Origin of the sequence: Haloferax sp. DFSO60 (assembly GCF_046557615.1) — an archaeon.
In the GTDB taxonomy this organism is placed as follows: Archaea; Halobacteriota; Halobacteria; order Halobacteriales; family Haloferacaceae; genus Haloferax.
Genome location: NZ_JBKIII010000002.1, coordinates 548,250 through 574,999, shown reverse-complemented (window position 1 = coordinate 574,999; position 26,750 = coordinate 548,250). Strand labels below are relative to the sequence as shown.

At 61.2% G+C, this 26,750-nt stretch carries 30 protein-coding genes and 1 tRNA gene; 15 read left to right on the top strand and 16 right to left on the bottom strand.

Features of this window, described 5'->3' with window-relative positions:
* Positions 1-81: 81 nt before the first annotated feature.
* A complete protein-coding gene (locus ACK509_RS12380; RefSeq protein WP_410766849.1) occupies positions 82-1,626 on the top strand; it encodes an acyl-CoA carboxylase subunit beta in 1,545 nt (514 codons plus the stop codon).
* The gene (locus ACK509_RS12375) at positions 1,623-1,886 is read left to right on the top strand and encodes an acc operon protein (protein ID WP_410766848.1); all 264 of its coding nucleotides are present in this window, start codon (positions 1,623-1,625) and stop codon (positions 1,884-1,886) included. The genes ACK509_RS12380 and ACK509_RS12375 overlap by 4 nt, the downstream gene beginning before the upstream one ends.
* On the opposite strand, the gene ACK509_RS12370 is transcribed toward ACK509_RS12375, so the two are convergent.
* The 7 genes from ACK509_RS12370 to ACK509_RS12340 are packed head-to-tail and all read right to left on the bottom strand — an operon-like array spanning position 1,883 to position 6,302.
* On the bottom strand, positions 1,883-2,542 hold the full coding sequence (locus tag ACK509_RS12370) for a glycerophosphodiester phosphodiesterase (RefSeq protein WP_410766847.1): 660 nt from the start codon (positions 2,540-2,542) through the stop codon (positions 1,883-1,885). The genes ACK509_RS12375 and ACK509_RS12370 overlap by 4 nt on opposite strands.
* A 57-nt stretch (positions 2,543-2,599) precedes the next feature.
* Entirely contained in the window at positions 2,600-2,788 is a 189-nt protein-coding gene (locus ACK509_RS12365) for a 30S ribosomal protein S17e (protein ID WP_410766846.1), read from the bottom strand.
* Positions 2,789-2,812: 24 nt separating this feature from the next.
* Entirely contained in the window at positions 2,813-3,433 is a 621-nt protein-coding gene (locus ACK509_RS12360) for a DUF447 domain-containing protein (protein WP_410766845.1), read from the bottom strand.
* On the bottom strand, positions 3,430-4,284 hold the full coding sequence (locus tag ACK509_RS12355) for a triphosphoribosyl-dephospho-CoA synthase (RefSeq protein WP_410766844.1): 855 nt from the start codon (positions 4,282-4,284) through the stop codon (positions 3,430-3,432). Before ACK509_RS12355 ends, ACK509_RS12360 begins: the two co-directional genes overlap by 4 nt.
* A complete protein-coding gene (locus ACK509_RS12350) occupies positions 4,284-5,060 on the bottom strand; it encodes a tRNA-dihydrouridine synthase (protein ID WP_410766843.1) in 777 nt (258 codons plus the stop codon). Before ACK509_RS12350 ends, ACK509_RS12355 begins: the two co-directional genes overlap by 1 nt.
* Positions 5,060-6,052, bottom strand: a complete 993-nt coding sequence (gene cofD / locus ACK509_RS12345; protein WP_410766842.1) for a 2-phospho-L-lactate transferase — start codon at positions 6,050-6,052, stop codon at positions 5,060-5,062. Before cofD ends, ACK509_RS12350 begins: the two co-directional genes overlap by 1 nt.
* A gap of 58 nt (positions 6,053-6,110) precedes the next feature.
* Entirely contained in the window at positions 6,111-6,302 is a 192-nt protein-coding gene (locus ACK509_RS12340) for a hypothetical protein (RefSeq protein WP_410766841.1), read from the bottom strand.
* A gap of 171 nt (positions 6,303-6,473) precedes the next feature.
* On the opposite strand from ACK509_RS12340, the gene ACK509_RS12335 reads away from it, so the two are divergent.
* The 5 genes from ACK509_RS12335 (at position 6,474) to ACK509_RS12315 (ending at position 11,286) form a co-directional block, all read left to right on the top strand.
* A complete protein-coding gene (locus ACK509_RS12335) occupies positions 6,474-7,655 on the top strand; it encodes an HD domain-containing protein (RefSeq protein ID WP_410766840.1) in 1,182 nt (393 codons plus the stop codon).
* 210 nt (positions 7,656-7,865) lie between these two features.
* Positions 7,866-8,264 (top strand): DUF5518 domain-containing protein, encoded by a 399-nt coding sequence (locus ACK509_RS12330; RefSeq protein ID WP_410766839.1) that lies wholly within the window; start codon positions 7,866-7,868, stop codon positions 8,262-8,264.
* A gap of 102 nt (positions 8,265-8,366) precedes the next feature.
* Entirely contained in the window at positions 8,367-9,590 is a 1,224-nt protein-coding gene (locus ACK509_RS12325; RefSeq protein WP_410766838.1) for an HD domain-containing protein, read from the top strand.
* 52 nt (positions 9,591-9,642) lie between these two features.
* Positions 9,643-10,656 carry an amidohydrolase family protein gene (locus tag ACK509_RS12320; protein ID WP_410766837.1) on the top strand — a complete coding sequence of 338 codons (1,014 nt, stop codon included), beginning with the start codon at positions 9,643-9,645 and terminating at the stop codon, positions 10,654-10,656.
* A 78-nt stretch (positions 10,657-10,734) separates the two neighbouring features.
* Complete coding sequence (locus ACK509_RS12315) at positions 10,735-11,286, top strand: universal stress protein (RefSeq protein WP_410766836.1); 552 nt, start codon at positions 10,735-10,737, stop codon at positions 11,284-11,286.
* Here the strand turns inward: ACK509_RS12315 and ACK509_RS12310 are convergent, their stop codons facing one another.
* Positions 11,287-12,255, bottom strand: coding sequence for a biotin--[acetyl-CoA-carboxylase] ligase (locus ACK509_RS12310; RefSeq protein WP_410766835.1), 969 nt, complete (start codon positions 12,253-12,255; stop codon positions 11,287-11,289). It lies immediately after the preceding gene.
* A gap of 45 nt (positions 12,256-12,300) precedes the next feature.
* Positions 12,301-14,091: a propionyl-CoA carboxylase biotin carboxylase/biotin-carboxyl carrier subunit gene (pccA, locus tag ACK509_RS12305; protein WP_410766834.1), complete on the bottom strand. Its 1,791-nt coding sequence runs from the start codon at positions 14,089-14,091 to the stop codon at positions 12,301-12,303.
* A 208-nt stretch (positions 14,092-14,299) separates the two neighbouring features.
* On the opposite strand from pccA, the gene asd reads away from it, so the two are divergent.
* Entirely contained in the window at positions 14,300-15,334 is a 1,035-nt protein-coding gene (gene asd, locus ACK509_RS12300; protein WP_410766833.1) for an aspartate-semialdehyde dehydrogenase, read from the top strand.
* Between the two features lies 1 nt (position 15,335).
* Here the strand turns inward: asd and ACK509_RS12295 are convergent, their stop codons facing one another.
* Entirely contained in the window at positions 15,336-15,899 is a 564-nt protein-coding gene (locus ACK509_RS12295; protein ID WP_410766832.1) for a GNAT family N-acetyltransferase, read from the bottom strand.
* Between the two features lie 75 nt (positions 15,900-15,974).
* On the opposite strand from ACK509_RS12295, the gene ACK509_RS12290 reads away from it, so the two are divergent.
* Positions 15,975-16,442 (top strand): HPP family protein, encoded by a 468-nt coding sequence (locus tag ACK509_RS12290; RefSeq protein ID WP_410766831.1) that lies wholly within the window; start codon positions 15,975-15,977, stop codon positions 16,440-16,442.
* 10 nt (positions 16,443-16,452) lie between these two features.
* Here ACK509_RS12290 and ACK509_RS12285 read toward each other — a convergent pair whose 3' ends face one another.
* Together ACK509_RS12285 and ACK509_RS12280 are read right to left on the bottom strand one after the other, a co-directional pair.
* Positions 16,453-16,848 (bottom strand): VOC family protein, encoded by a 396-nt coding sequence (locus ACK509_RS12285; protein ID WP_410766830.1) that lies wholly within the window; start codon positions 16,846-16,848, stop codon positions 16,453-16,455.
* Between the two features lie 252 nt (positions 16,849-17,100).
* Positions 17,101-17,171, bottom strand: a tRNA-Pro gene (locus ACK509_RS12280).
* Between the two features lie 140 nt (positions 17,172-17,311).
* Between ACK509_RS12280 and ACK509_RS12275 the strand changes: the two genes are divergently transcribed.
* Positions 17,312-17,584 (top strand): hypothetical protein, encoded by a 273-nt coding sequence (locus ACK509_RS12275; RefSeq protein WP_410766829.1) that lies wholly within the window; start codon positions 17,312-17,314, stop codon positions 17,582-17,584.
* Here ACK509_RS12275 and ACK509_RS12270 read toward each other — a convergent pair whose 3' ends face one another.
* The 4 genes from ACK509_RS12270 to ACK509_RS12255 all read right to left on the bottom strand — a co-directional run bounded on the left by ACK509_RS12270 (position 17,585) and on the right by ACK509_RS12255 (position 20,805).
* Positions 17,585-18,454, bottom strand: a complete 870-nt coding sequence (locus ACK509_RS12270; RefSeq protein WP_410766828.1) for an RNA-guided pseudouridylation complex pseudouridine synthase subunit Cbf5 — start codon at positions 18,452-18,454, stop codon at positions 17,585-17,587.
* A 2-nt stretch (positions 18,455-18,456) separates the two neighbouring features.
* Positions 18,457-19,035, bottom strand: coding sequence for a (d)CMP kinase (cmk, locus tag ACK509_RS12265; RefSeq protein WP_410766827.1), 579 nt, complete (start codon positions 19,033-19,035; stop codon positions 18,457-18,459).
* A gap of 116 nt (positions 19,036-19,151) precedes the next feature.
* On the bottom strand, positions 19,152-20,069 hold the full coding sequence (locus ACK509_RS12260; RefSeq protein WP_410766826.1) for a DUF106 domain-containing protein: 918 nt from the start codon (positions 20,067-20,069) through the stop codon (positions 19,152-19,154).
* A 109-nt stretch (positions 20,070-20,178) separates the two neighbouring features.
* Positions 20,179-20,805, bottom strand: coding sequence for an adenylate kinase (locus ACK509_RS12255; RefSeq protein ID WP_410766825.1), 627 nt, complete (start codon positions 20,803-20,805; stop codon positions 20,179-20,181).
* Positions 20,806-21,142: 337 nt separating this feature from the next.
* Here ACK509_RS12255 and ACK509_RS12250 point away from each other — a divergent pair, with 337 nt between their 5' ends.
* From ACK509_RS12250 to ACK509_RS12230, 5 genes are all read left to right on the top strand, one after another.
* Positions 21,143-22,138: a YeiH family protein gene (locus ACK509_RS12250; protein WP_410766824.1), complete on the top strand. Its 996-nt coding sequence runs from the start codon at positions 21,143-21,145 to the stop codon at positions 22,136-22,138.
* Between the two features lie 57 nt (positions 22,139-22,195).
* Entirely contained in the window at positions 22,196-22,594 is a 399-nt protein-coding gene (locus ACK509_RS12245) for a hypothetical protein (protein ID WP_410766823.1), read from the top strand.
* Between the two features lie 207 nt (positions 22,595-22,801).
* Positions 22,802-23,263: a universal stress protein gene (locus tag ACK509_RS12240; RefSeq protein WP_410766822.1), complete on the top strand. Its 462-nt coding sequence runs from the start codon at positions 22,802-22,804 to the stop codon at positions 23,261-23,263.
* Positions 23,260-25,500: an amino acid permease gene (locus ACK509_RS12235; RefSeq protein WP_410766821.1), complete on the top strand. Its 2,241-nt coding sequence runs from the start codon at positions 23,260-23,262 to the stop codon at positions 25,498-25,500. Before ACK509_RS12240 ends, ACK509_RS12235 begins: the two co-directional genes overlap by 4 nt.
* 83 nt (positions 25,501-25,583) lie before the next feature.
* Positions 25,584-26,534 (top strand): alpha/beta fold hydrolase, encoded by a 951-nt coding sequence (locus ACK509_RS12230; RefSeq protein WP_410766820.1) that lies wholly within the window; start codon positions 25,584-25,586, stop codon positions 26,532-26,534.
* Positions 26,535-26,750: the final 216 nt, after the last annotated feature.

Below are 26,750 nucleotides of genomic sequence, written 5' to 3'. Positions count from 1 at the left end.
CAGGGTTGCGAGATTGCGGAACTCCTTTGTTCCCGGACTGCGCACCGATGTTCCAATGAGTGAAGGTGGTCTGTTGTGACCATGGATGACCGGATTGACGAACTCCGGGAGAAGCGCGAGGAAGCCCAAAAGGGCGGCGGCGAAGAGCGAATCGCCTCCCAGCACGACAAGGGCAAGATGACCGCCCGCGAGCGCATCGAGTACTTCCTCGACGACGACTCCTTCAACGAGTTCGACCAATTCCGCACCCATCGGAATCACAAGTTTGGCATGGAGGAATCGAAACTCCCCGGCGACGGCGTCGTCACGGGATACGGAACCGTCGATGGAAGAACTGTGTTCGTGTTCGCCCACGACTTTACTGTCTTCGGTGGCTCCCTCGGTGAAGTCTTCGCCGAGAAGGTTTGCAAAGTCATGGACAAGGCGATGGAAGTCGGCGCGCCTGTCATCGGCCTGAACGACTCCGCCGGTGCGCGGATTCAAGAGGGCGTCCAGTCGCTCGGTGGGTTCGGCGAAATCTTCCGCCGCAACACCGAAGCGTCTGGTGTTATCCCGCAGATTTCGGCCATCATGGGACCGTGTGCAGGCGGTGCGGTGTACTCCCCTGCCATGACGGACTTCACGTTCATGGTCCGCGACACGAGTCACATGTTCATCACCGGCCCAGACGTCATCAAGACGGTCACGGGCGAAGAGGTGACTTTCGACGAACTCGGCGGCGCGACGACGCACACCTCGACCAGTGGGGTTGCGCACTTCGCAACCGACACCGAAGAGGAGGCACTCGACGACATCCGCCACCTGCTCTCGTACCTCCCACAGAACAACGTCGAAGACCCGCCCCGCGTCGAGCCGTGGGACGACCCTGAGCGCGTGACCGACGAACTCGCCGATGTGGTTCCCGACCAACCGCGCAAGCCCTACGACATGAACACCGTCATCGGTGGCGTCCTCGACGAACACTCGTTCTTCGAGGTGCAGGAAGACTTCGCCAAGAACATCGTCGTCGGCTTTGGCCGCCTCGATGGACACTCGGTCGGTATCGTCGCCAACCAACCGCGCGTGAACGCGGGCACGCTCGACATCGAATCCTCCGAGAAGGCCGCACGCTTCATCCGCTTTTGCGACTCGTTCAACGTCCCGATTCTGTCGTTCGTGGACGTGCCCGGATTCCTCCCCGGAACCGACCAAGAACACAACGGCATCATCCGTCACGGCGCGAAACTCCTGTACGCCTACTCCGAGGCGACCGTCCCTCTCATGACGGTCATCACGCGCAAAGCCTACGGTGGCGCATACGACGTGATGGCGTCGAAGCACCTCGGGGCAGACGTGAACTACGCGTGGCCGACTGCCGAAATCGCCGTCATGGGCCCACAGGGCGCGGTGAACATCCTCTACCGCGACGAACTCTCCGAAGCCGACGACCCGGACGCCCGGCGTGACGAACTCATCGAGGAGTACCGCGAGGAGTTCGCCAACCCCTACACTGCCGCCGACCGTGGCTACGTTGACGACGTCATCGAACCGGGTGAGACGCGCTCGCGGCTCATCGCCGACCTTCGCATGTTGAAGTCGAAGCGCAAGTCGCAACCCGACAAGAAACACGGCAACATCCCGTTATGAGCGACGACATCGTCGAGAACCTCTCGATTCCCGACGACGCGGACCCCGAAGAAGCGGCCGCCATCGTCGCTGCCGTCGGCGCACACATCCGCGACCAACTCGCCGTCGCGGCGGCGAACGGAGAGAAAGAGCCGACGTGGAACGACAAGAAGTGGCAGTACGCTGGCCGTCTCGATTCGGTCACCGGATGCGCACAGCGCGTCCCGAACGGCGCGCCGACGAACGCGTGGGCCGCCTCTGGACGTACTGACCGGTTCTAACTCTCCACAATTTTCGGGTCGTCTACGATGACCCCATCGACGCCCCACTCGCTGAGCCGACGGACCACTCTTCGATTCGGGACGGTCCACGCATTGATTTCGAATCCCCTGTCGTGGGCCGCCGCGACGCGCGTCCGAGAGAGCAAATCGTAGTGGGGATGAATCGCAACACAGTCCAGTTCGTCCGCCATGCGAAGCGACTGGTTCCACCACTTGCTGAACAACACCGCAATCGGAAGCGGCGATTCGGCTCTCACCTCGCCAAGCGCGTCGCGCTCGAACGACGATATCAAAACCTCGTTCGGAGCGTCGGCGACAACGGCTTTCAAATCAGATGCCATCCCCGCGTGCTTCAGTTCGATATTGACGCACGTCGAATCTGGAATCGCGTCGAAGACGTCTTCGAGCAGGGGAATCGACTCGTTTGAGTCGCCGATAGTGAGCATCTTCAACTCCGAGAGCGGCGTGTCGGCGACGCGTCTTTTTGTTCCGGTCAACCGAGAGAGTGTCTCGTCGTGAAAGACGACGAGTTCACCCGTTCCACAGCGCCGAACGTCCAGTTCGAGACAGGGGAGAACCTCGGCGGCGGCCTCGAACGCCGCGAGGGTATTTTCGGGGGCGAGTGCGGGACACCCGCGATGGCCAAAGACGCGCATAGTCGTACCTAGGCGTGCGGAATGTGATAGAGAGAACGGAGAATCCTGTTCGACGAATTACGCGGCCTGCCCGCCTTTCTTGCGGGTGATGTAGCCTGCGATGCGGTTGCGGACGCTCTTGGACTCGACGGTGGTGAGCTTCGAGACGCTTTCTTTGTTCGTGTCGAAATCCGTGTTGAACGCTTCCGGGTAGCGCTCGAGCAGGATGGTGCCGAGCTGCTTGACGTACTTGGGCTTGATTGCCATGTCGGTGATTTCCTTCGACGCACACTAAAACGATTCGTTCCGTCTCTCTGCGGCCCGCTCTCTCCACCCCGTTATCTCACTGATATGCTCGAACGCCTCACGCTCGATAGCCCCTCCACACTTTTCGACTGTCTCGTCGAAGTACGCGAGTCTCGCAAGTAACTCGTCAGTGTCGAACGCGGGCACGTCGAGTCGTGAGGCGGCCACCGTCGCGTCGATGACCGCGCCGAACCCGCGGTTGATGGTGAACGGTCGAGTTCGTTCGATACCCGAATCGACGACCGAGAGTTCCCACGCCTCCCACTTCGTTCCACCATCTTCGCCCGAATCGACTAACTCGGCTTCGACTTCTGCCCACGCGTCGGCCGATTCGAGAACAGGACTCTCCTCCTCTCGAATGGTCATCGCCGCCGAGACGAACGTTCGGGGGTCATTGACGAACTGCACGACACCACCCCCCTGTCGGTGAAAGTTTCGGCGCGTTCGGGTGTTCCCCCACGTCGTCGCCGTCACCGGCTCGCCGGGGTCGTCGGGCGCGTGGAGTCCGAGCGCGGCCATGTTCCACAGGTCGTTCGGGCCGAGTGTGGCGACGACCGATTCGGTGACGCCGCGGAGTTCGACGGGCCACTCGTTTTCTCCTGTCACAGTCGAACCCCCTTCTCCAGTGCGATGAACGTGGCCGCACAGACGATATCCGCGGTCGTTCCGGGGTTGATACCCTCGGCAACGAACTCGTCTGCGAGTGCTTCGGCATCGTCGCGGTCCGATACCTCGGCCGCGCGCGTCATCACGTCACGGGCGACTTCCTCGCCGTGATTCGTGACGACGAGCGTGTCTGGTTCTTCGGTCAAGAGGTCGATGAACGCACGCGCGACACGGTCGGTGACGGGGCCTTCGTCGTCCAAAATCGACGCTGCGGCCCGGAAGGAACGAGCGAAGCCGTCAGTCCACTCGCGAGCGTTCGCATCGCGCTCGGCACTGAGTACCATCACGTCGTACAGCGTGAGTTCGCGCTCTCGGAGTGCAGACTCGGCATTCGACCCTCGGCGTACATCCAATTCGTGCGCGTCTTCCGGTGGGTCGCCAACCGCGACATCGACGTGTTCGAACGCGCGGTAGAACGAGACTGCATCGTCGATAGTCGTTTGCTCCACGACTGTTCTCCCACCACCGGGCGAGAGGTCGCCTGTGGCCGCGGCTTTGACCAGCGGAACGAGCAAGAGCAGACACCCAAACTGGGTGTTGCCGCCGCCTTGCTTGCCCATCCCTTCGACTGCGGTTTCGAACGCCTCGCCGACTGAAGCGCCTTCTTCGGCGAGTCGAAGACCCTCGGCAGAACCGACCGCTCCGGTGAGAAAGTGTTCGAAGTGGAGGTCAGACAAGTCGTGACGGCGGTCCACGTTTCCCGGTTTTGGCGTCCCGGCGACTTCCAAGAGAAGCGCGAGTTCGGCGTGTCGTGCCGGGCCGAAACCACGATTCGAGACCGGAGCAGGCATCAGACTGGCACCTCCCGGTCGTCGTTGTCTCTCTCGGAATCGGCATCGAACCACTCAGTCGTCGCCGCCTCGACTCGGCGGAGTACGGTCGGGTTGTCGCTCGGACGACCAACGCTCACGGCATCTGCGCCGTAGTCGAGGTACTCGTGGACGGTCTCTCGGTCCCGAACCCCGTTGTTGGCGACGAGATAGAGGTCAGATTCGGCGTCGGCAATATCGGCGACGACAGACTCCGAATCCATCGCATCGACGTGGAGCCACGTCGCCCCGGCGTCGGCCAGTTTCGAGGCCAGTTTCGGGAGTTCGATGCCTTCGAGTTCTGCCCGGGCTTTCACGCCGACCGGCGTTCCCGATTCGGCGGCGGCCTCGACGTACGCACACAGTCGTTCCTCGTCGCGGAGGAGTGTCTCACCACAGCCAATCTCCCGAAGTTCTTCTTGCCGACAGTGGGCGTTTATCTCGATGCCAGCGCCGTATTCGGCGCAGACCGCAGCGGCCTTCCGAATCGGGTCAGCATTCGTCGCGCGAACGTTGACTGCGACGAACAGGTCTGAGTCGCGGAGTTCAGCGAGTTGCGAGTCGATGAAGCCGAATGGGTCGTCGGTGAGAAACTCCGAGCGCCCGCGGGCGACGAGTGCCTGTGCCGCTTCTTGGGACGCGTCGTCGAGCGCGACGCCGCCGAGGATTGCCGCGCCGACGTACGATTCTGCCGCAGTGGCCCACTCCGCGTCGGATTCACCGCTGAGGCTAGCGATGGCGACACGTGGCTGGAACATCACGACACCTCCTGAAAGGCGTCTGCGACTGCCCGTGCGACGCGAGCGGCGTCTTCCGGGCCGTCGATTTTCGTGTCCGTCTTCACGACCGGTCTGTCGAGGTCTGTTCCGTCGTCGGTGTCGAGGACGAAGGCGTCCGCGAAGGGATAGGCCTCGGCGACGCCCGCGGTCGATGCGTCGTAGCCGACGCCTTGCATCAAGTCTGCGGCGGGGCCGGAGAATACGGTATCTTCGATAAAGGGCGAGACGGCGACGACCGGCGTCTCGTAGAGCAATTCTTCGAATCCATCGAGTGCGAGCATCGGGCCGATGCTGGTGATTGGATTCGAAGGCCCGATGACGACTGGGTCGGTGAGTGCGTCACGGACGTGGGGCGTGATGAGTGCGTCCTCTGCACCGCGAAATTCGACTTCCCTCACGGTCGGTTCGGCCCGTCGGTAGACCCAGTACTCCTGAAAGTGCATCACGCCCTCGTCGGTGTGAATCATCGTCGCCACCGGGTCGTCACTCATCGGCAAGAGAGAGATATCGAGGCCGAACGCGTCGGCGAGCGTCTGAGTGACTTCGGTGAGTGAGTGGCCCTCGTCGAGAAGTGACGTGCGGGTGATGTGGACGGCACGGTCGCGGTCGCCGATTTCCATGAACTCTGCGATACCCGAGAATCGACGCCAGCGGGCGATTTCTCGCCCCGTCGTTTGGGCGTCTTCTGCGAGGTATCGAGGCCCGGATTCCAGGTCTGCGGCGTCGGCGAGGCGATGGAGTTCGTCGTCCGTCTGGGTCGTGTCGTCGGCGATGCCCCACCATCGCTCTGTGTCGAGGACGCCGCCGCCGTGAAAGAGAACCGTATCCACGTCGGGACAGACGAGGTGGCCGCCGAGTTCGACGTCGTCACCCGTGTTGGCGACGACGGTCGTTTCGGCGGGGTCGAACACCTCCGCGGCCCCATCGAGGAGTTTGGGGGTGCCCGTGCCCCCGGCGAGAAACGTAACCATACTCGGCCTATGACGAGAAGCGGTTTGAAAGTTCTCTCACAGGGAAAAGGGACCGGTGTTACAGGCCGCCTTGCCCACCGCGATACGCGATAGACCGGTCGAACGAACTCGGCATCACTTGGCCTGCGAGCGCCTTCCGGATGAAGTAGCCAGTGAACCCAGTTGACAGTGCGCGAGGCCGAAGGTGAACATGACCGCCATCACGCGGAACGCGGTCACACCGACCCAGATGCTCTCGACTATCAGCCACAGGCCCCAGAGTGTAAGGAACCCCGCGCTGAGGAAGAGCAACGACGCAAATGCGTTTCCGAGCGTCGATTTCAGACCCATACAGGCCGTCTGGCCGCTTCGAGGAAACCATTTGGGGGCACTCATCCTGTCACTCGAAGCAGATAACTCGCTCCGCACTCGATTCGAGTCAATGACTGCCGTCAAGGATAGCGTCCACGACTACATCTCGCTCGACCCCGTCGCCGCCGACCTTGTGGACACCCCGGAGTTTCAACGCCTCCGCCACATCAAACAGCTCTCGACGGTGCGCCTCGTCTATCCCTCTGCGAACCACACCCGGTTCGAACACAGTCTGGGTGTCTACCATCTCGCGTCCCGTGCCCTCTCGCATCTCGATATCGACGGTGACCGTGCAGCACACGTCCGCGCTGCCGCGCTCCTCCACGACATCGGTCACGGTCCCTACGGTCACCAGACCGAGGACCTCATTCGCCGACGAACCGGTCTCGACCACGACGAGATTCACGACCTACTGGCAGACTCGCTCGCTGGTGACGTCCTCGAATCGCATGGCCTCGACCCGGTACGCGTCGCCGACCTCGTGGACGGAAACGCCGGTCTTGGCCAACTCGTCTCGGGGGAACTCGACGTGGACCGCATGGACTACCTCGTCCGCGACGCCCACCACAGCGGCGTTCCCTACGGCACTATCGACCACGGACGGCTGATTCGAGAACTTCGCTATCGAGATGGAAATCTCGTCCTCGCCGAGGGGAACGTCCAGACCGCAGAGTCGCTTTTACTCGCGCGAGCGCTCATGAACGCAATCGTCTATCGGCATCACGTCTCGCGTATCGCCGGGGCGATGCTCGAACAGGCATCTGAGCGCCTCGTCGAAGATGGCCTTCCTATCGAAGAGTTCGCTCGAATGGCCGACCACGACTTGCTCGTCGCACTCCGCGAGCGCGTACCCGAACTCGGCGAACGAATCGAGCGCCGAGATCTCTACAAGCGCGCCGTCTGGGCACCTCTCGAGGCTGTCCCTGCCGACGTGGTCGAACTCACACACGCCGAGACGCGTGCCGCCGAGCGCGAGATTGCAGATATCGCGGGCGTCGAGTCGCGCTCGGTACTCGTGGACGTCCCGCCCCGCCCCGGAATCAAAGAGTCGCGGAGTCGCGTCGTCGTCAACGGCGTCATGCAACGTCTCGAAGAGACGTCGGAACTCGTCGGCGCGTTGCGGTCGGCCGAGCGAACACAGTGGCGACTCGGCGTCTACGCGCCGAGTGACGTGCGCGACGAGGTTTCGGTCGCCGCGGCCGACGTATTCGACCTCTCGGCACACAGACTCGACCAGTGGGCGCTCTCCTGATTGCTCGATTGGTCTCATTTACTGACCACCAAGAAACGGGGACATATCGATGACAGAAATATTATTCTTTTTCTGGTCAATTCCTAGAAAGTGCCCTTTACCCCCAAAATGAAGGAGTTTGATGGAGATTCGGTACTGTCTTCGGTTCAGTACGTTCTGACAAATTGTGAAAGGTGATTATCCCTTTACACACCGTCATTATCCAGTGTAATGGATATCAATTGGCGCGCCGTCCTATACGGACTTCTAACCAGTATCGTCATCGGAATCCTCAGCGGTCTCGCAGTCCCGTATACAGACCTCTCGCTGCCAGTCGTAGGAGCGTCGCTGACGGGTCTCATCGCGGGCGCAGTCGCTGGATACTACAACAACCGTTCGACGACGAGTGATGCCACGCATGGCGCACTCGCAACCGTAATCGGTGCCCTCGTTATCGCAGTCATCCTGACCGTGGTCGGGACGCTCCTCGCGGGTATCTTCGGCCTCGGCCTGGGACTGGGACTGCTCGTCCTGGTCGTCGTCGCCGGTATCCCCGGTGCAGTCGGCGGCATCATCGGTGGCTACCTCCACCGTGGCCGCGAAGACACCGTTGGCCGCCCCGCCACGTGAGCGGGCGAACCACATTCATCTTATCTGGAATCGAGTACTGAGACCACAGTCTCGCCCCGGAACCCCCGTTGGCTTTTATTCGATGACGGCCGAACGTCACCTATGACAACCATCAAGGACAGCGTCCACGACCACATCGAGGTCGAGGGCGTGGCCGAGTCCCTCCTCGATACGCCGGAGATGCAACGTCTGCGGCGAATCAAGCAGTTAGGGACGGTCCAATTCGTCTATCCCTCTGCGAACCACACTCGGTTCGAACACAGTCTGGGTGTCTACCACCTCGCGTCTCGTGCCCTCTCACACCTCGGTGTCGAAGGCGACGCCGCCGCCCACGTCGAGGCCGCCGCGCTCCTCCACGACGTTGGCCACGGCCCGTACAGCCACAACATCGAAGACGTGACCCACCGCCACACCGGAAAGTACCACGATGACGTTGCCGAACTCGTCACTCGTGGCAACGTCGGCCAAGTCCTCGAAGACGAAGGATTAGACCCAAAGCGAATCGCTGGACTGGTCTCTGGTGAGGGAAAGTTCGGCCAGTTGGTCTCGGGGGAACTCGACGTGGACCGCATGGACTACCTCGTCCGCGACGCCCACCACACCGGTGTCCCCTACGGCACTATCGACCACGAACGCCTGATTCGCGAACTCACCTTCGTCGACGGCGAACTCGTCCTCGGCGAAGGCAACGTCCAGACCGCAGAGTCGCTCTTGCTCGCACGGGCGCTGATGAATCCGACCGTCTACGCTCACCACGTCGCCCGCATCTCGAAAGCGATGCTCAGACGCGCGTCGGAGCGCCTCTTAGAGGAACCCGACATTGGCGCTGAGAAACTCCGCCGCATGGACGACGCCGACCTGCTCGTCGGTCTTCGACTCAACCCCTCCACGTCCGAGTTCGCCGAACGACTGGCGACGCGAAATCTGTTCAAACGCGCCGTCTGGGCCGAACTCTCTGACGTCTCCGAAGAGATTCTGACCGCCGACCACGAGGAAATCAGCGAACTCGAACACGATATCGCCGACGACGCCGACGTAGACCCAACGTCGGTCATCCTCGACGTGCCTTCTCGCCCGTCGATGAAAGAATCCACGTCGCGGGTGATGGTCAACGGCGAGATTCGACAGTTAGAGCGCGAATCGCCGCTCGTGCAGGCGCTCCGAACCGCACAGGAACAGCAGTGGCGACTCGGCGTCTACGCACCCCAAGCGTCCACCAAGCGCGTCGGCCGCACCGCCGCCAATCACCTCGGACTCGATATCGACGGCGCACTCGTCAAAGACGTTCGCCGCGGCATCCACGCGACACTCGACGAGTTCGAATAATCCAGACCGAGATTCGGGGGCTTCAAGGCCGACGGACTCTGATTCGTGGGCAATGAGGTTGGAGGGAACTGTACTTCGTGGGCCGGAACTGGAGCCAATCCGCGGGCGTGTCGTCGTCGAGGACGGCGAAATCGTGTCTGTCGAGGAGACCGACACCGATTCGACCGATATCGTCCTCCCGGCGTTCATCAACGCGCACACACACATCGGCGATTCGATAGCCAAAGAGGCCGGGGAGGGACTTTCGCTCGACGACCTCGTCGCCCCACCGGACGGACTCAAACACCAACTCCTGCGCGCGGCCAGCACCGACGAGAAGGTCGAAGCGATTCGCCGCTCGCTCTGTATGATGGAGAACGCCGGGACTGCCGCGTGTCTCGAATTCCGCGAAGGCGGCGTCGATGGCGTCGGTATCATCCGACAGGCACTCACCGGCCGCGATATCGAGGCCGTCGTTCTCGGTCGTGAGACCGAAAGCGCGATGGAAGTCTCGGATGGCTTCGGTGCATCCGGTGCCCGAGACGCCGAGTTCGGCGCGCTCCGCAATGCGACCGAGAAGGCTGGCAAACTCTTTGGTATCCACGCAGGCGAGCGCGACTCGCTCGACATCAACGCGGCACTCGACCTCGACCCAGACTTTCTCGTCCACATGGTGCATCCCGAGTCGCTCCATCTCGAGCGCGTCGAGGACAGCAAAATCCCCATCGTCGTCTGCCCGCGTTCGAACCTCGTGACCGGCGTCGGCGTCCCACCGATTCGCGAACTCGTCGAGCGAACCACCGTCGCACTCGGCACGGACAACGTGATGCTCAACAGCCCATCGATGTTCCGCGAGATGGAGTTCGCCTCCAAACTCGCTGACGTGCCCGCAAAAGAGGTACTCAAGATGGCCACCGTCAACGGTGCCGAGATTGCAGGACTCGACTACGGCGTCGTCGAAGAGGGCAAAGAGGCGAAACTGCTCGTCCTCGATGGTGAGTCGGACAACCTCACCGGGACGAAAGATATCGTCCGCGGCGTCGTTCGTCGCGCCGGAATGGCAGATATCAAAGACGTCTACCTCTGAGAAACGTCCGGACGCTCGGTTTTTCACTGCACCGTCGCAAACGGTTATTACACGGGGAGTAATACGTTATCATGTGTCATGGTAATGTACGACCGGATTATCGTCCCAATCGACGGGTCTGATGGGTCCGAACGCGTCGCGACCCACGCCGCCGCCCTCGCCGCAGTCCACGGTGCGGAACTGCACGGCATCTACGTGGTGAACGCCGGAAGCTTTGCAGGGCTTCCGATGGAGTCCTCGTGGGAAGGACTCGACGACCTCTTGCGCGCCGACGCAGAGGCCGCCGTCGAATTGGTCGAACGCGCCGCCGAGGCGCAAGACGTCCCGGTCGAAACACACATCCTCGAAGGAACACCCAGCCGCGAGATTGTGAAGTTCGCCGAGCGAGGACAGTGCGACCTCATCGTGATGGGTACACACGGTCGCGGCGGTATCGACCGCCTCCTTCTCGGCTCTGTCGCGGAAAAAGTGGTCCGCGCATCGAAGGTTCCAGTGCTTACTGTCCGTATCGAAGGCGACGACACGGAGTCACCTCGACTCGACGTCGAAGCCCCGGCTACCGCAGACGCGACTGACGGCGCTGAGGTAACAACCGAATCAGAAGCTGTCACCGCCGACGGCGACGAGTAGTTACGCCGGTCGGAGGTGTTCGCAGTCGCCCGCGTGGACTCGTTCTATTCCATTCTCAGTCTCGACGACGAGCGTGCCCGGATGTTCCACATCGACAGCCTCGCCTTCGATTACTCCCGAGGCTGTGTGGACGCGAACTCGTTGCCCCAGTGTGTCTGCTCTGTCGCGCCACGCCGGAAGGACGGATTCGAGGTCAGAAGCGAGTTCGCTGAATCGTTCGAGTACGCGCTGGACGAACACACGGCGTTCGACTTCGCCCGCCTCTGCTGAGATGCTCGTCGCACCCTCGGGGAGTGTCGCCGGGTCGAGGTTGACGTTGATGCCGGTCCCGATGACGAGCCACGAGACTCTGTCTGCCTCGCCTTCCATCTCGGTGAGGATGCCGCAGAGTTTGCGGTAGCCGCGGTTTGATTCGTCGGCAGTTGCAGACGAGTTATCGCTCGCTTCGCTCACGATAACATCGTTCGGCCACTTTATCCCCACATCCACACCTGCTTCTCGCGCCGCATCACACACCGCCACAGCCATCGCCAAGGTGTACAACGGCGCGTAGGCTGGTGGTTCGTCGGGCCGGATAAGCAAACTCATCCAGACGCCGCCGTCGGGAGCGGTCCACTCGCGGTTTTTTCGCCCACGACTGGCCGATTGTTCGCGGGCGACGACGGCGACGTTCTCTCTCCCGTCGCTGGCGAGTTCGCGAGCGCGGTCGTTCGACGACCCGAGAGCCTCGTGAAACTCGATATCGAAGTCGGCATCGAGTCCGTATTCGATTGCGCGGCCGCCGTACTCTGGGACTGCGGTGACGGCGTACCCGTCTCCCGTACTCTCGATTTCGAATCCCTCGCTGCGGAGGGCTTCGACGTGTTTCCAGACCGCCGCTCGGGAGATGCCGAGTCGGTCGGCGAGGCCTGGACCGGAGACCGGACCGTCGGCGAGTGCAGAAAGCAGGGCGCGCCGGCTATCGCTCATACGCTGGCTACTCAGGCGCGCAAAAAGAGGTTCGCGGTTCGCGTCTTATTCGAGGACGAGCAGCACGTCGCCCATGTCCACGCTGTCGCCTTCGCCGATGAGAACCTGCGAGACGGTGCCACCGCGCTCGGAGACCACGTCGTTCTCCATCTTCATCGCTTCGAGGACACACACCGTGTCGCCGGGTTCGACTTCGTCGCCCTCTTCGACTTCGACAGAGAGAATCGTTCCCTGCATCTCGGCGGTGACCTGCTCGCCATCGCCTTCGATGACTTGCTGGCTGTCGTTGCCGGATTTGTTTCGCTTGCGCGGACCGGACGGCTTCGAGTTACCCGAGGCGTTACCGAGTGGAATTGCAGGCGCACCACGCTCTTCGAGGTTGACCTCGAATCGCTTGCCGTTGACTTCGACGGTGAACGTGCGCTCGGTGACCTCCTCGTCGTCGTCCGACGAGATGTCCTCGGACGACCAGCGTTCGACAGCGGCCTGAATGCGCTCGGATTCGAGTTCTTCGTCGAGGTACTTCGTCGTGTGCGTACCGTTTCGGAACTCCTCGTCGGTGAGCATGAGGCGGTGGAACGGAATCACGGTGCGAAGGCCTTCGATGTCGAACTCGGCGAGTGCGCGCTCACCACGGATGATGGCCTCTTCGCGGTCCGACCCGGTGACGATGAGTTTCGCAATCATCGAGTCGTAGTCGCCACCGATTTCGTCGCCCTGACGCACGGCGTCGTCCATGCGGACGCCGATACCGCCCGGCGGGTCGTAGGTGACGAGTTTGCCCGTTGCGGGCGCGAAGCTCTTCTCGGGGGCTTCCGCGTTGATACGGAACTCGATGGAGTGGCCTTCGATTTCCACGTCGTCCTGCTCGAAGTCGAGTGCTTCGCCAGCGGCGACGCGAATCTGCCACTTCACGATGTCGAGGCCGGTGACCTGTTCGCTCACCGTGTGTTCGACCTGAATCCGCGTGTTCACTTCCATGAAGTAGAACTCGCCGTCCTCGACGAGGAATTCGACCGTCCCCGCGTTGGTGTAATCGGCGGCCTTGACGCCGCGGCGGGCGGCCTCACCGATTTCCTCGCGGAGTTCGTCGGTGAGCGCCGGAGAGGGAGCCTCCTCGATGACCTTCTGGTGACGGCGCTGGAGCGAGCAATCACGCTCACCGAGGTGACGGACGTTGCCGTGTTCGTCGGCGAGAATCTGGACTTCGATGTGGCGCGGCGCTTCGAGGTACTTCTCGACGTACACAGAGGCGTTGCCGAAGTAGGCTTCACCCTCACGCTGTGCCGTCTCGAACTGGTCGTCGACTTCCTCTTCGGAGCGAACGACTTTCAGACCGCGGCCACCGCCACCACCTTCTGCCTTGATGGCGACCGGATAGCCGTACTCGTCGGCGACGTCTTTCACTTCGTCGGCGGACTCGGCGGGTTCGGTCGTGCCGGGGACGACAGGCACGTCGGCATCCTGCATCAGCGCGCGCGCCTTCGTCTTCTCCCCGAGACGCTCCATTGCATTCGCACTGGGACCAATCCAGACGAACTCGCTCTCTTCGACCTTGCGCGCGAACTCCGCGTTCTCCGCGAGGAACCCGTAGCCGGGGTGGATGGCGTCTGCGCCTGCTTTGCGCGCGGCCTCCAAGACGGCCTCGTGGTTGAGATACGAGTCTGCTGCACGAGCGGGACCGATGTTGTACGCCTCGTCGGCGTAGCGTACGTGTCCACCGTGTTTGTCAGCCTCGCTGTAGACTGCCACGGTTCGGACGCCTAACTCCTCGCAGGCCCGCATTACTCGGACTGCGATCTCGCCTCGATTGGCGACGAGAACCTTGCTGAACATTTGCGGTAGTCTTTCAGGGAACTACACGTTATTCTATCGGTTAACAACGCACGTCGGACAGCCGTTCGACGATTGACGTTTCACGTGTTCGACCATGAGGAAATACCTGAAAATCGTGACGCTCAGCCGCGATATCCTGCGATTATCGGCAATTACTGCGCCGCAAACCCAAACGGCCTTATGTGTGTGATACACTACGTCACGGCTAATGGCAGTACGAGTCGGAATCCTCGGCGCGACCGGCGCAGTCGGACAGCGATTCATCCAACTACTCGAAGACCACCCGGTCTTCGAACTCGCCGCGCTCACCGCGAGCGACGCGAGCGCAGGAAAGCAATACAAAGAAGCCGCGAAGTGGCGCGTCAATACGCCAATCCCAGACGAGATTGCCGAGATGGAAGTCGTCGGCACCGACCCCTCGGCAGTCGGTGACGACGTTGACCTCCTCTTCTCGTCGCTCCCCTCGTCGGTCGCCGCCGAGGTCGAACCCGCCTTCCTCGAAGCAGGCTACGTCGTCTCTTCTAACTCTTCGAACGACCGCATGGCACCCGACGTGCCGCTGACGATTCCCGAAATTAATCCTGAACACCTCGACCTCATCGAAGTCCAGCGCGACGAACGCGGCTGGGACGGCGCGCTCGTGAAGAACCCGAACTGTTCGACGATTACGATGGTTCCGACCCTCGCCGCACTCGACCAGTTCGGCCTCGACCGCGTCCACGTCACGACCCTCCAAGCCGTCTCCGGTGCTGGCTACGACGGCGTCAGCTCGATGGAAATCATCGACAACGCTATCCCACACATCGGCGGCGAAGAAGAGAAGATGGAGACCGAATCGCGCAAGCTTCTCGGTTCCTTCGATGGTGCAGAAGTCGCGCTTCACGACGCCGAAGTCAACGCCTCCTGTAACCGGATTCCGACGCTCGACGGCCACCTCGAAAGCGTGTTCGCCGACCTCGCTGAGGACGCCACGCCCGAGGATGTCGCGACCGCGATGCGCGAGTTCCCCGGTATCGACCTCCCGAGCGCACCCGAGCAACTGATTCACGTCTTCGAAGACGACTTCCGACCACAGCCACGTCTCGACCGCACCCGCGGCGACGGCATGCAGATTTCGGCTGGCGGCATCCAAGAGACGCCAAACGGTGTCAAGTACAACTGCCTCGCCCACAACACGATTCGCGGCGCGGCAGGCGCGTCTGTCCTCAACGGCGAACTACTCGTCGAAGAAGGCTGGATTTAGACTATATCCAACTGTCGAGGCCGTCTTCGGTCTGAGTGTTCTCCTCCATCCACTCGTCCACGAGCAGGCCGTATCGCAGCACGTCGATGTGTTCGCCTTCGACGAACCCTTGCTCGCGGTGGACGCCCTCTCGTTCGAACCCTGCGTTCTCTAAGACCGCCGCGGAGGCTGGGTTCGTCTCGTAGACGTTCGCGTACACTTTGTGGAGTCGGCGCTCTTCGAACGCGTAGCCACACATGGTTCGCAGGGCGTCGGTGGCGTAGCCATTGCCCCACTGGTCTGGTGCAATCATGTAGCCGACTTCGGCGACACCCGCATTGTTCGGCGGCTTGAGTCCTATCGTGCCGACGGCCTCGCCTCCGACGCTCACGATGAAGTTGATGCTGTCGTCCTTTCCACGGGTTTCGACCCACTTGCGCTCCTGGCTACGTGTGATTGGGTCGAGTGCGGCGATTCCACGCCGAATCTGTGGGTCGTTGACCAGTTCGTGGAGAAAATCGACATCACTCCCATCGACGGTTCGGAGTTCGACTTCGTCGCCTTCGAGGAACACTGCTCCGGGCATGCCCAACCTGTTTCGCGGCCGACTACTTGAATCAGATAGCCACCGTTTTTATCCAGTACACACAGACACGCAGGTGTGTCACGTCGAGGCGTCGAAACAGGAGTCGTTGCAGGCGGCCTCTTTGCCGTTCTCGGTGTACTCGCGTGGGCCACAGGCCAGCCCTTTATTTTCCCGAGCCTCGGCCCCTCGGCGTTCGTACTCGCGTTCGAAACACAGCGCGAGAAGGTCCGCCCTCGACGCGTCATCGGCGGTCATCTGATTGGTGCGCTGGCGGGGTTTGTCGCCTACTCGGTGCTTGCGTCGGGTGTTTCGCTCACTGCTGTTCCGCCAGCTCTCTCGATTGAAGGCCTTCGTTTAGTTCTCAGCGGCATCGTCTCGGTTGCTGTGACTGGATGGGGGATGCTGGCGACGGATACGGTTCACCCACCCGCGTGTGCGACGACGTTGATTGTGTCGCTCGGGTTGCTGTCGTCGGTTGCGGAGGTTGGGGTGATTGTGGTGAGCGTCGGTGTGTTGGTTGCGGTGAGCGAACTACTCAGATAAAAATAGGCCGTCACCGAGTCTCGACCAAATTGTACGGATTGCCGTACAGGTCTACGATATTGGCGTGGACGCCCCACGGGACTTCTTCTGGCTCTCTCGTTATCTCGACGCCACGCTCTTCCAATTCTGCAACGGTCGCTCGGCAGTCGTCCACGGCGAGAACCGTGGTCGTGCCCTTTCCGATTCTGTCGCGCATCTCGGCGGCCATCCCTTCGCCGTATTCGTCGCTCGGTTCTTGCAGTGCAACTTCAACGTCGCCACCTTCCGGCGCGACAGTCACCCAGCGCATTCCGGGTGCGAACTCCTCGTCGTCACGGAGTTCGAAGCCTAATTTGTCGGTGTACCACTCGATTGCGTCGTCCACGTTTTCGACGAGTACTGTCGTGTGTGTCAGGTCTGAAATCATCGAGATAGTGTAGGTTGGCTGAGAGGGTAAGGTGGATGTAGGGAGTGAGAGTGAACGAGATGTCACCCACTATGAGATGCATTAATTCAAACAAGGGTAATTGAACAACAGAAGCCAGTTCCACTTGCTCCGCTCATGGACTGCGACCTCCTGGCTCAATGCTCAGCGTCCATCACCATACACGCAACACAGTGTGTCTCGCCGAGGTCCTAACGGACCCACGGCTCGAAGAATTGTGTTGCGAGAAATGTATGGGACCGCTGAGAATTGAACTCAGGTCCTACCGACCCCATCGGCAGAGGATACCACTACCCCACGGTCCCGGGGTTGCATTCAAAGCGATGCGTGTCTCGCGGTTAAGCCCTTCGTTTCGTCGCAAGAGCGAGACGCCATAGCGTGCGATTACATTTCACAGCGGGTAGGCGACAACACTGATACGCACACCCCACGTCGTGACAAACGAATGCCACTCGTGCCCGAAGCGATTCCGTTCGACCTCCTCTACATCGTGGGTGCCGTGATACTCGTCGGTGCAGTTGGGTACGGTGTCGTCAAGTGGCTCGTCAGCGACGACGACTCGCCGCCACCAGAGTCGAAACCGGCCGAGTCGTACGGCTACCCTCTCGCCTCGTGGCGATACATCTACGACCTCGACAAAGCAGGCGCAAACCGCGAGATTCAATCGGTTCACGAGCAGGCCGAAACGCTCGCAGAAGCCGAGAAAAATCGACGGTAACTAGATTAGAACGCGTTCGAGCGAGACGACCTCGCCTTCTTCTTGGTCGGCGTCACCGACGAGGCGACCCAAACAAACGACAGCGCCATCGTCGGTGTAACAGGCCACGAGGTCGCCGCGAGATGCGCCCGCTTCGACATCGAACACGCCGGGGGCGTAAATCGGCGCGCCGTGAGCGACTTCGCGGGCGGCGCTTCGGGCGATGGTCACCGAAGGAAGGTGCGTGAGTGCGCGCTCGGCGGGCGAGACAACGTCTCGAATCCACGACTCGTCGCCCTCTTCGGCGAAGACGAGTGCGTCTTGCAGGTCGTAGAGCGTGACGAGCGTGGAGTCGTCGAACGGGTCGGTCGCGGTGCGGCGGAGGTGACCCATGTGGCCGCCGGTGCCCAGTGCGAGGCCGATATCGTGACACACCTTGCGGATGTAGGTTCCAGATTCACAGCGAATCCGAAGGAGTGCCTGTCGGTCCTCGACTTCGAGCAAGTCGAGGTCGTAGATTTCGCGGGCGCGGAGGCGACGCGAGACGGCGGATTTGCGAGGCGGCTTTTGATAGAGTTTGGTCTCGAATTCCGCAACCGTGGATTCGATATCGACGGGTGCCGGGCCGTGGAGTTCGAGGACCGAAACGTACTCTTTGGTTCCTTCGAGGAACACCTGTGCCATGCGGGTGGCATCGCCGAGGAGAATCGGCAAACAGCCCGTGACTTTGGGGTCGAGCGTGCCGGAGTGGGCGGCGCGGTCAACGCCAGTCATATCGCGGACCCACCCGGTCACTTGGTGGGCCGACGGCCCCGGTGGCTTGTCGAGATTGACGACGCCGAACGAGAGCAGGTCGTCGAGCGTCCGTTCTTCGGGTGGGTCACGAAGCATGGTTAGAAGTCGTATCGAACGCCTTCGACTGGATACTTTCCTTCGTCGTCTGCGGGGTCGTAGGATTCGACCGCGGCGGTGATGATTGCGGGCACTTCTTCTTCGCCCCAGCGTGCCGTGTTGAGCGCGATATCGTAGATAGAGAGGTCGGTGATGTCGATGCCGTAGTACTCCTGATAGCGCATTCCTTCGCTCTTTTCGCGGGTCGTCGTCTCCTCGCGGGCGAGTTCGACCGACTTGTTCTCGCGGTCGGCGATACGCTCGGCGCGGACAGAGACAGGAGCGTCGAGCCAGAATCGAAGGTCTGCTTCGTCGCCAGCCAACCAGCCAGCGAGTCGAGATTCGAGAAGAACGTCGTCGCGTTCGACTGCGATAGTGCGAAGTCGGCGGTCGAGGTCGCGGTCGATTTGGTCGTCTTCTTCGGCGAGTTTGTTGAACTCGACGGCCGTCATATCGCGCTCAGCGGCAAGTTCTCGGAAGATATCCCCACCGCTGATGTGTTCGAGGTCGAACGCCTCGGCGAGGGCGGCGGCCGTCGTACTCTTTCCGCTTCCCGGTGGCCCGGAGACGGTCAATAACATATGCATGCTGAGAGCGGTCGGCTAAAAGGTGTTATCGTTAGCGTCTACCCCTGTGGGGGCTTCTCACGGCGGTCTTCGAGAGCCGACGCGTCAGTTCGAGAAAGAGAAAAGCGAGTTTACGCGCTCGTCGGCGTCATATCGATGTTGAGGCCTTTGCGGATGATCTGGGTGAAGCCCATCGAACAGAGGAAGTACCAGATAATCCACGCCTGCATGGGTCCGAGGACCGCGTCCTTCCACGCGACTTCACCGACCATCGGGAGGACGAGTGGGTCGAGTGGAATGTGTGGGTCCGACCCGCCGACGCCGATGGCCCAGTACATCCAGAGGAACACCGGAATGGTGAGGAACATAATCCACACCATCGGGCGGAACTGCTCTTTGAACATACCCATCTGGTCGCCCATGGCTTCCATCTGCTCTTCTTGAATCTTTTCGAGCGCTGCGTCGTCGCCGCGCTCTTTGGCGTCTTTCTGTCGCTGCTGGATTTCCTTCATCCGCTCTTGGTACTTGCCCATCTTCTCCATGTCCATGAGGTTCGCCTGCAAGAGCGTCGAGTAGAGACCCGTCGCCAGTGCGAGGACCATCACGACGGCGTAGAATGGGAGCATGCTCGCCAGCGGGCCGAGGAACACGTCCATGATATTGCCGATGACGTCCCGAACCTCGGAGACCGAGTAACCGAGGAAGAGTCCGACCGTCACGACCGCCGCACCCTTGTCGTACTTCGACCACGAGGAGTCGCCGGTATCGACGGACTTCGAGGAGGAACTCGAAGCAGAGTCCGAGTCGGTGTCGGGCGCTTCGAGTCCAGCGCGGGTCGCATCGACATCAGCCAATTTGAAGCCTTCGTCGCCATCGACGAGGATGCCCTTCTCAATGAGGCGGCCCCACTGACCGCTCGTTAGCTCGTCGCGGACGTCCGCCCACGCGACTTCGCCGTCGTCCGCCCGTTCGAGGACGGTTTCGACCGCGTTGCGCATGTCGGCGTCCGAATCGATGAGCTCGCGCACCTTCGATTCGATTCGTGCCATTACCAGCCCTTGGCAACCGGGCGTTATCAAGTTTTTACTCTGCGGATGGCGCCTCCGCACGGCTACGAAGCGGGTAATCGACCCAAAAAAAACGGACGTCCTCGCTCGATTACGCGTCGTCGACGACGGTCGCGATGTCGTCGAACACGTCTTCAGGAGTCTGCTCGCCGTCGATTTCCACGAGAACACCCTCGTCGCGGTAGTGTTCGATGACGGGTGCCGTGTTCTCGTCGAAGACCGAGAGCCGCTCGCGGACGGTCTCTTCGGTGTCGTCGTCGCGCTGGACGAGTTCGCCACCACACTCGTCACACACGCCCTCTTCTTCGGGTTGGTTGAACTTCACGTGGAAGTTCGTGCCGCACTCCGAGCAGACGCGGCGGCCGGTGAGGCGCTCGACGAGTTCGTCTTCGGCGACCTTCAGGTAGAGTACGGCATCGAGGTCCGTGATTTCGGTGAGGTACTCCGCCTGCGAGAGGTTGCGCGGGTAGCCGTCGAGGACGTAGCCGTCGGCGTCTTCGAGCGCGGCTTCGACGATTTCGTTGACCATGCCGTCGGGAACGAGTTCGCCCTTCTCCATGAACGAACGCGGCGTGCCGTACTCCGTCTCCATGTCCTTGTTCGCGCGAAGCGCGTCACCGGTCGTGACGTGCTCTACGTCGTACGTTTCGGCGAGTCGCTTCGACTGAGTGCCCTTGCCAGCGCCGGGTGCGCCGAGCAGAAGGATGCGCTTTCCCATACCCGACCCGTCCCGGCGAGAGCATATAGTGTTGAAGAAAGCAACTCACATCTGCGAAACCTTGTCCGAGAGAAAGAAGAAATGGTTGCCGCATCTTCGCACATTGATACGTTCCTTCGCCGATTCGGTGGTGATTTAGGAGCCAATATTGCTGATTCTCCCGACAAAGAGCGACACGTTCAACGCATCGGGTCTCTTGGCACCAATCGATGCGTGATACATCGACGGACTTGGGCACCCTCACGCAGATGTGTGCTCGGTGGTGTGTACTGGAGCGAGGGTGGCGAGCGACGCTGCTTGGACTCGTACTCGTGACCATCGTTGTCGTAGGGACGCCGTGAGCGTCGCCGGACCCACTCGAATCCGGCGTCTGCTCCCCGGCCTCGGTCTCCTCGTCGCGCTCGCGGGCGCGTCGATGCTCGTCGCTGGTGTCGTACCCGGTGTCAACGCCCTCCTCCTCGGTGTCTTCTTCGGCGCGCTCGTCGCCAATACGGTCGGTGTCCCCGACTGGGCCGAACCCGGCGTCGGAACACAGAAACTCCTCCTCGAAACGGGTATCGTCCTCCTGGGCGCGCGTATCGCTCTGGACGAACTCGTCGCCTCCGGCCCGGTCGTCCTCGGACTCGTCGTCGCAACCGTCATCGGCGGCTTGCTCTTCGTCGAAGTTCTCGCCGGGCGGGTATTCGGCATCGCCGAGAAGACGAGTTCGCTCCTCGCCGCGAGCGCGAGCGTGTGTGGTGTCTCGGCGGCCACTGCCATCGCTGGAACCATCGAGGCCGACGGCGAATCGCTCGCACACGTCGTCGCCGCAGTTCTCCTGTTCGACGCGGTCACGCTCGTCCTCTTTCCCATCGCTGGGGACGTGCTTCCCCTTTCGAGCCAACAGTTCGGCGTCTGGGTCGGATTGAGTATGTTCAGCACCGGGCCAGTCACCGCCGCCGGTTTCGCTCACTCGGCAGTCGCAGGCCAGTGGGCGACCGTAACCAAACTCGCTCGCAACTCGATGCTCGGCGGCGTCGCCCTCTGGTACGCAGTGCGATACGCGGGCGGCGAAACCGACAGCCTTCGCGGACTCCTCGACGGCGTTCCGCGTTTCTTGGTCGGATTCGGTCTCGTCGCCGCTCTCGCGAACAGTGGTCTGCTCTCGTCCAGTGCGCTCACCGCCATCGACACTGCGGGCGACACACTGTTCGCACTCGCCTTTGTCGGACTCGGCCTCGAAGTCCGCCTCGCCGCGATGCGCGATACCGGTCTCGCCCCGGTTGCCATTCTCGCCGCACAACTCCTCGTCGTCAGCGCCGTCTCGCTCGCACTCGTCGTGACGATGCTCTGAGCCCACTCCCGGCGACGACGCGGGTGGCTTTTGTACCGAGACGGAGTACCCGCCAGTATGACGAGATTCGAGGCGGCCACTACCCGTGAACGACGAAAACTCTTCGCCGACGCCGTCGTTGCCCACCGCAACCGCGGCAGCGCGTTTCTCACCGTCGAAGCCGAGTACGACCCCGAAATCGACGGCGAAGACGCACCTGCTCCGTGGGTTCAGTTCGCCGACCGCACGTTCAACATCGACGTAACCGACGAGGAACTTTCGAAATTAAAGGAGATGCTGTCGTCCTACCCTGAGTTCCGCATCGACCAACTCGAAAGCCCAGAAACGGCAGAAGGGACGAACGTTCGAATCACCGCACGGTCCGATGCGAACCGACTCGCCGGATTCATCGACACCGTGTTTCAGCGTGTCTACGGCCGCGACGAGGACTATCGCGCGTGGGTCGTCGCGGTTTGAACTGAGAATCTAACGAACGTCTATTTTCTCGCCGAATTTCCCCGACGCGTCCGGCAGGTTTGCGAACTTCTAAAGCATTTCACGTTCAAGCCGACAGTATGAATTCCCGACGGTCACATTGTATTTGTGGGCTACACGGCACCGTGCGGTCCGCTTCCGCCGGGTTGAATCGCGCGATGAACACCAACTGCGACCGCTCTATAGGTAATGACTGAGGCAGTCGAGCCACTGTTCGAACGACCGTTGCTCCCGCTTGCGAACGAAGCGGATGCGACAGCGACGTGCCGGGCAGCATTTCCACGTATCGTCGCCCAAGAGGGGCAGGCAACTGTCGTCCACGTCATCGAAAAAGCGGGCGGCGCGCCGGACAAAGCCGGTGTCGAACAACGCGAAGAACTCGCAAACGACGTGTTCGATATCGTCGGTCGAATCGCCGACGAGTTCGACCTCGACGTCGATACCGAGCTTCGATTTGCGACCGACGTTTCCGAGGCAATCATGGGCGTCGCAGACGAAATCGACGCAACGGCCATCGTCTTCTCACCCCGCGAGGGGCGCGGATGGTGGGACCTGTTTTCGGGCGAGACACGCAAACACCTCGTCCGAAACGATGAGTGGCCGGTCGTGATTCTCCCCGGTGCCGACGCATCAACTGACGGTGAACGATGACTGACGAAGAACTCGCCAAAGACCTTGGTCCGCTCGCGGCGCTGACAATCGGCGTCGGGACGATGATTGGTGCGGGAATCTTCGTTCTCCCACGCGAAGCCTACGCTACTGCCGGACCCGCAATCGCGCTGTCGTTCGTCGTCGGTGGCATCATCTCGCTCTTTACTGCGCTGTCGGCGTCTGAACTCGGGACTGCGATGCCGAAAGCCGGTGGAAGTTACTACTACGTCAATCACGCATTGGGGCCACTCTTCGGTTCTATCGCCGGTATGGGCAACTGGATGGGCTTGGCCTTCGCGTCGGCCTTCTACATGATTGGATTCGGTGACTTCCTCGTGAAGCTCGTCGGTGTTCCCGCTCTCAGCCTCGGGTTCTTCACCCTCTCGTCGGTCCAAGTCGCCGCGATTCTCGCTGGACTGCTCTTTATTGGTGTGAACTACGTCGGGGCCAAAGAGACGGGAGCGATTCAGGTCGTTATCGTCGTTACCCTCGTGTTGATTCTCACCGCGTTCTCGATTCTCGGCTTCCTCCAAGCCGACTTGACGACACTTCGCCCCTTCGCACCGAGTGAACTCGGTGGGTACGGTGCCATCCTTCCGGGGACCGCACTCGTGTTCGTCTCGTTCCTCGGGTTCGCGAAAATTACGACCGTCGCAGAAGAGATTAAAAACCCAGGCCGAAACCTCCCGCTGGCAGTCGTCGGGTCGGTACTCATCGTCACGACGATGTACGCAATCTTGATGGTCGTCATGGCGTCGGTGAAGCCGTGGCAGGAACTCTCGGCGATTGGTGCCGACCCTGTCATCGAAGTCGCGGAGTTGTCGTTCGAAGCGGCCCTCGGACTGGGTGGCGTGGGTTTTGCTATCATCGTGTTCGGTGGCCTCCTTGCGACCGCATCGAGTGCCAACGCGTCTATCCTCGCCTCCTCTCGAATCAACTTCGCGATGGGCCGGGACAAACTCGTGACGACGTGGCTCAACGAGATTCATCCGCGGTTCGCCACCCCGTATCGCTCGATTGCAGTGACGGGGTCCATCATCGTCTTTCTCATCGCAATCGGCGATATCAAGACACTTGCGAAGGCAGGAAGTGCCCTGCACCTCATCGTCTATGGTCTTCTCAACCTCGCACTCATCGTGATGCGTGAATCGGAAGTCGCCGAGTACGACCCCGCGTTCACCGTGCCGCTGTATCCCCTTACACCCATCCTCGGTGCGGTGTTCTCCTTTGGCCTCCTCGCGTTTCTCGCACCAATCGAAATCGCCCTCTCGGTGCTGTTCGTTGCCTTCGGTATCGTCTGGTACTTGGTCTACGCACGTGGGAGGACCGAAAAAGTCGGGATTCTCTCTCGGTACATCCTCAGGCGCTCCGACGAACTCCCGGACGCCGCGGTTTCGGCCGCGAGCAGTGTCCAACCCGACGGCGGCTTCCGCGTCTTAGTCCCGCTTTCGAACCCCGAGAGCCAACGTGACCTCGTGCAACTCGCCGGGTCGCTCGCGAAGAACCGTGGTGGCACACTCGTCGGCGTCCACATCGTACAAGTGCCGGACCAGACGGCACTCGCCTCGGCGAAAGCCGAGTACGACTTCTCCGAGGCCGACCAACTCCTCGAATCCGCGCGATTGAGTGCCCAAGAGTTGGACGTGCCGTTCGAGACTCACACCGTCCTCTCGCACCGCTCGTTCGAGGAAGTGTTCGACGCCGCAGAGACGTACAACGCCGACCTGATGGTGATGGGTTGGGGTCCGACCCACGGCTCTCCCGGTCGCGCAGAGAGCGCACTCGACGAGATTACGAGTTCGCTCCCCTACGACGTGCTGGTGCTGAAAGATCGTGGCTTCGACCCTTCGGACATCCTCGTGCCGACCGCAGGCGGGCCGGACTCCGACCTGTCTGCCTCGATTGCACACGCCTTCCGCGAGGTGTACGATTCGAACGTGACGCTCCTCCACGTCGCCGACGACGTGCAAGCGGGTGAATCGTTCCTCAGTGAATGGGCCGCCGAGCGCGACTTGGCCGATGCACGACTCGCTGTCGAATCCGGCGACGTCGAACACATCATCGAGTCGTACGCGGAAGACTCGTCGCTCGTCATCATCGGTGCAACCGAGCGCGGACTCCTCTCGCGTCTCCTCAGCGGCACCCTCGTCATGGACGTGGTGGACGACGTGTCCTGTTCGGTCCTCCTTGCCGAACAGACGCGAACGCGCAAGCTGAGCGAACGCCTGTTCGGCTAACTCGTCGCCGGACCGCCATTTTTACTCAATTTTTCTTTCATTTTTCCGCGGCACATTTGACGCCTGGCGACGTACCGTGTTGCATGTCAACGTCATTGGGGCTAGGGTGCAACGATATCGCACTCCCGACGGAGGCGACCGGACGCACAGTCGACGTCGGCGACGTCTCGCTGTACGTCGTCGAAGCGGGACCGAAAGACGGAGAACTCGTCGTTCTCCTCCACGGATTTCCAGAATGTTGGTACGCGTGGGCAGATTACGTTCGCCCGCTCACCGAAGCAGGCTATCGGGTCGTCATTCCCGACCAGCGCGGCTACAACCGAAGTGACAAACCGGACGAAATTAGCGCCTATCGTATCGACGAACTGTCAGACGACGTCGTCGGCCTCATCGACGCCCTCGACCGAGAACGCGCACACGTCGTCGGCCACGACTGGGGTGGTGCAGTCGCGTGGTGGACTGCACTCCATCACGAAGACCGTCTCTCCTCACTCTCGGTTATCAACCTCCCTCACCCGAACGTATTCGCCCGACACCTTCGCCGCGACCCGCGTCAACAACTTCGCAGTTGGTACGTCCTGTTCTTCCAACTACCCAAGATTCCGGAACTCCTCGCGCCACTCCGAAACTGGGAGACACTACATCGCGTGATGGCCGACTCGGCACTCCCTGGAACGTTCTCACCGTCGGATTTCGACCACTACCGAACAGCGTGGGATACCCCCGATGCCTACAACGCGATGGTGAACTGGTATCGCGCAGTCGTCCGAGACCGACCAAAGCCACGCCGCCAAACAGTCTCCGTCCCGACGCTCATCCTCTGGGGGGCGAAAGACAGATTCCTCTCTCGGCAGATGGCTCGCGAGAGTCTCGGCTACTGCGAAGATGGCCATCTCAGAGTCTTCGACGACGCTACTCACTGGGTACACCACGAAGAACCAGTCGCCGTTGCCCACAGCCTCGTCGAACACCTCGACGACCGATGGCGGACCCCTAACAACACTCCCGACGAGACTGGCCACCACGTTATTTAATCTAAGTAAGAAACTAGCAAACTGTTTCTTTGGTATGATTTTCCTATAAAGGTCCATCGAGAAAACTTAGCGAGTTACTTGTACTCCGAGCGAAATAATGCAATTGACGCGGTATCAGTCCGGTGGTGGGACTTTTCATACCCCTTCGAACCGAGTCCGCGTCGTTCTTCATGAGCATGGGACGGGGGACCGTCCCATCTTCCCACACACGTAGCG

Excerpts from the sequence above, each read along its gene's own strand:
- ACK509_RS12230 (WP_410766820.1), top strand. The coding sequence starts at position 25,584 with ATGTCAACGTCATTGGGGCTAGGGTGCAACGATATCGCACTCCCGACG.
- ACK509_RS12375 (WP_410766848.1), top strand. The coding sequence starts at position 1,623 with ATGAGCGACGACATCGTCGAGAACCTCTCGATTCCCGACGACGCGGAC.
- ACK509_RS12370 (WP_410766847.1), bottom strand. The coding sequence starts at position 2,542 with ATGCGCGTCTTTGGCCATCGCGGGTGTCCCGCACTCGCCCCCGAAAAT.
- ACK509_RS12355 (WP_410766844.1), bottom strand. The coding sequence starts at position 4,284 with ATGCCTGCTCCGGTCTCGAATCGTGGTTTCGGCCCGGCACGACACGCC.
- ACK509_RS12245 (WP_410766823.1), top strand. The coding sequence starts at position 22,196 with ATGACGAGATTCGAGGCGGCCACTACCCGTGAACGACGAAAACTCTTC.
- ACK509_RS12235 (WP_410766821.1), top strand. The coding sequence starts at position 23,260 with ATGACTGACGAAGAACTCGCCAAAGACCTTGGTCCGCTCGCGGCGCTG.
- cmk (WP_410766827.1), bottom strand. The coding sequence starts at position 19,035 with ATGTTATTGACCGTCTCCGGGCCACCGGGAAGCGGAAAGAGTACGACG.
- ACK509_RS12260 (WP_410766826.1), bottom strand. The coding sequence starts at position 20,069 with ATGGCACGAATCGAATCGAAGGTGCGCGAGCTCATCGATTCGGACGCC.
- cofD (WP_410766842.1), bottom strand. The coding sequence starts at position 6,052 with ATGGTTACGTTTCTCGCCGGGGGCACGGGCACCCCCAAACTCCTCGAT.
- ACK509_RS12270 (WP_410766828.1), bottom strand. The coding sequence starts at position 18,454 with ATGCTTCGTGACCCACCCGAAGAACGGACGCTCGACGACCTGCTCTCG.
- ACK509_RS12315 (WP_410766836.1), top strand. The coding sequence starts at position 10,735 with ATGGTAATGTACGACCGGATTATCGTCCCAATCGACGGGTCTGATGGG.
- ACK509_RS12320 (WP_410766837.1), top strand. The coding sequence starts at position 9,643 with ATGAGGTTGGAGGGAACTGTACTTCGTGGGCCGGAACTGGAGCCAATC.
- ACK509_RS12330 (WP_410766839.1), top strand. The coding sequence starts at position 7,866 with ATGGATATCAATTGGCGCGCCGTCCTATACGGACTTCTAACCAGTATC.
- ACK509_RS12325 (WP_410766838.1), top strand. The coding sequence starts at position 8,367 with ATGACAACCATCAAGGACAGCGTCCACGACCACATCGAGGTCGAGGGC.
- ACK509_RS12380 (WP_410766849.1), top strand. The coding sequence starts at position 82 with ATGGATGACCGGATTGACGAACTCCGGGAGAAGCGCGAGGAAGCCCAA.
- pccA (WP_410766834.1), bottom strand. The coding sequence starts at position 14,091 with ATGTTCAGCAAGGTTCTCGTCGCCAATCGAGGCGAGATCGCAGTCCGA.
- ACK509_RS12240 (WP_410766822.1), top strand. The coding sequence starts at position 22,802 with ATGACTGAGGCAGTCGAGCCACTGTTCGAACGACCGTTGCTCCCGCTT.
- asd (WP_410766833.1), top strand. The coding sequence starts at position 14,300 with ATGGCAGTACGAGTCGGAATCCTCGGCGCGACCGGCGCAGTCGGACAG.
- ACK509_RS12350 (WP_410766843.1), bottom strand. The coding sequence starts at position 5,060 with ATGTTCCAGCCACGTGTCGCCATCGCTAGCCTCAGCGGTGAATCCGAC.
- ACK509_RS12285 (WP_410766830.1), bottom strand. The coding sequence starts at position 16,848 with ATGATTTCAGACCTGACACACACGACAGTACTCGTCGAAAACGTGGAC.
- ACK509_RS12365 (WP_410766846.1), bottom strand. The coding sequence starts at position 2,788 with ATGGCAATCAAGCCCAAGTACGTCAAGCAGCTCGGCACCATCCTGCTC.
- ACK509_RS12275 (WP_410766829.1), top strand. The coding sequence starts at position 17,312 with ATGCCACTCGTGCCCGAAGCGATTCCGTTCGACCTCCTCTACATCGTG.
- ACK509_RS12310 (WP_410766835.1), bottom strand. The coding sequence starts at position 12,255 with ATGAGCGATAGCCGGCGCGCCCTGCTTTCTGCACTCGCCGACGGTCCG.
- ACK509_RS12295 (WP_410766832.1), bottom strand. The coding sequence starts at position 15,899 with ATGCCCGGAGCAGTGTTCCTCGAAGGCGACGAAGTCGAACTCCGAACC.
- ACK509_RS12255 (WP_410766825.1), bottom strand. The coding sequence starts at position 20,805 with ATGGGAAAGCGCATCCTTCTGCTCGGCGCACCCGGCGCTGGCAAGGGC.
- ACK509_RS12335 (WP_410766840.1), top strand. The coding sequence starts at position 6,474 with ATGACTGCCGTCAAGGATAGCGTCCACGACTACATCTCGCTCGACCCC.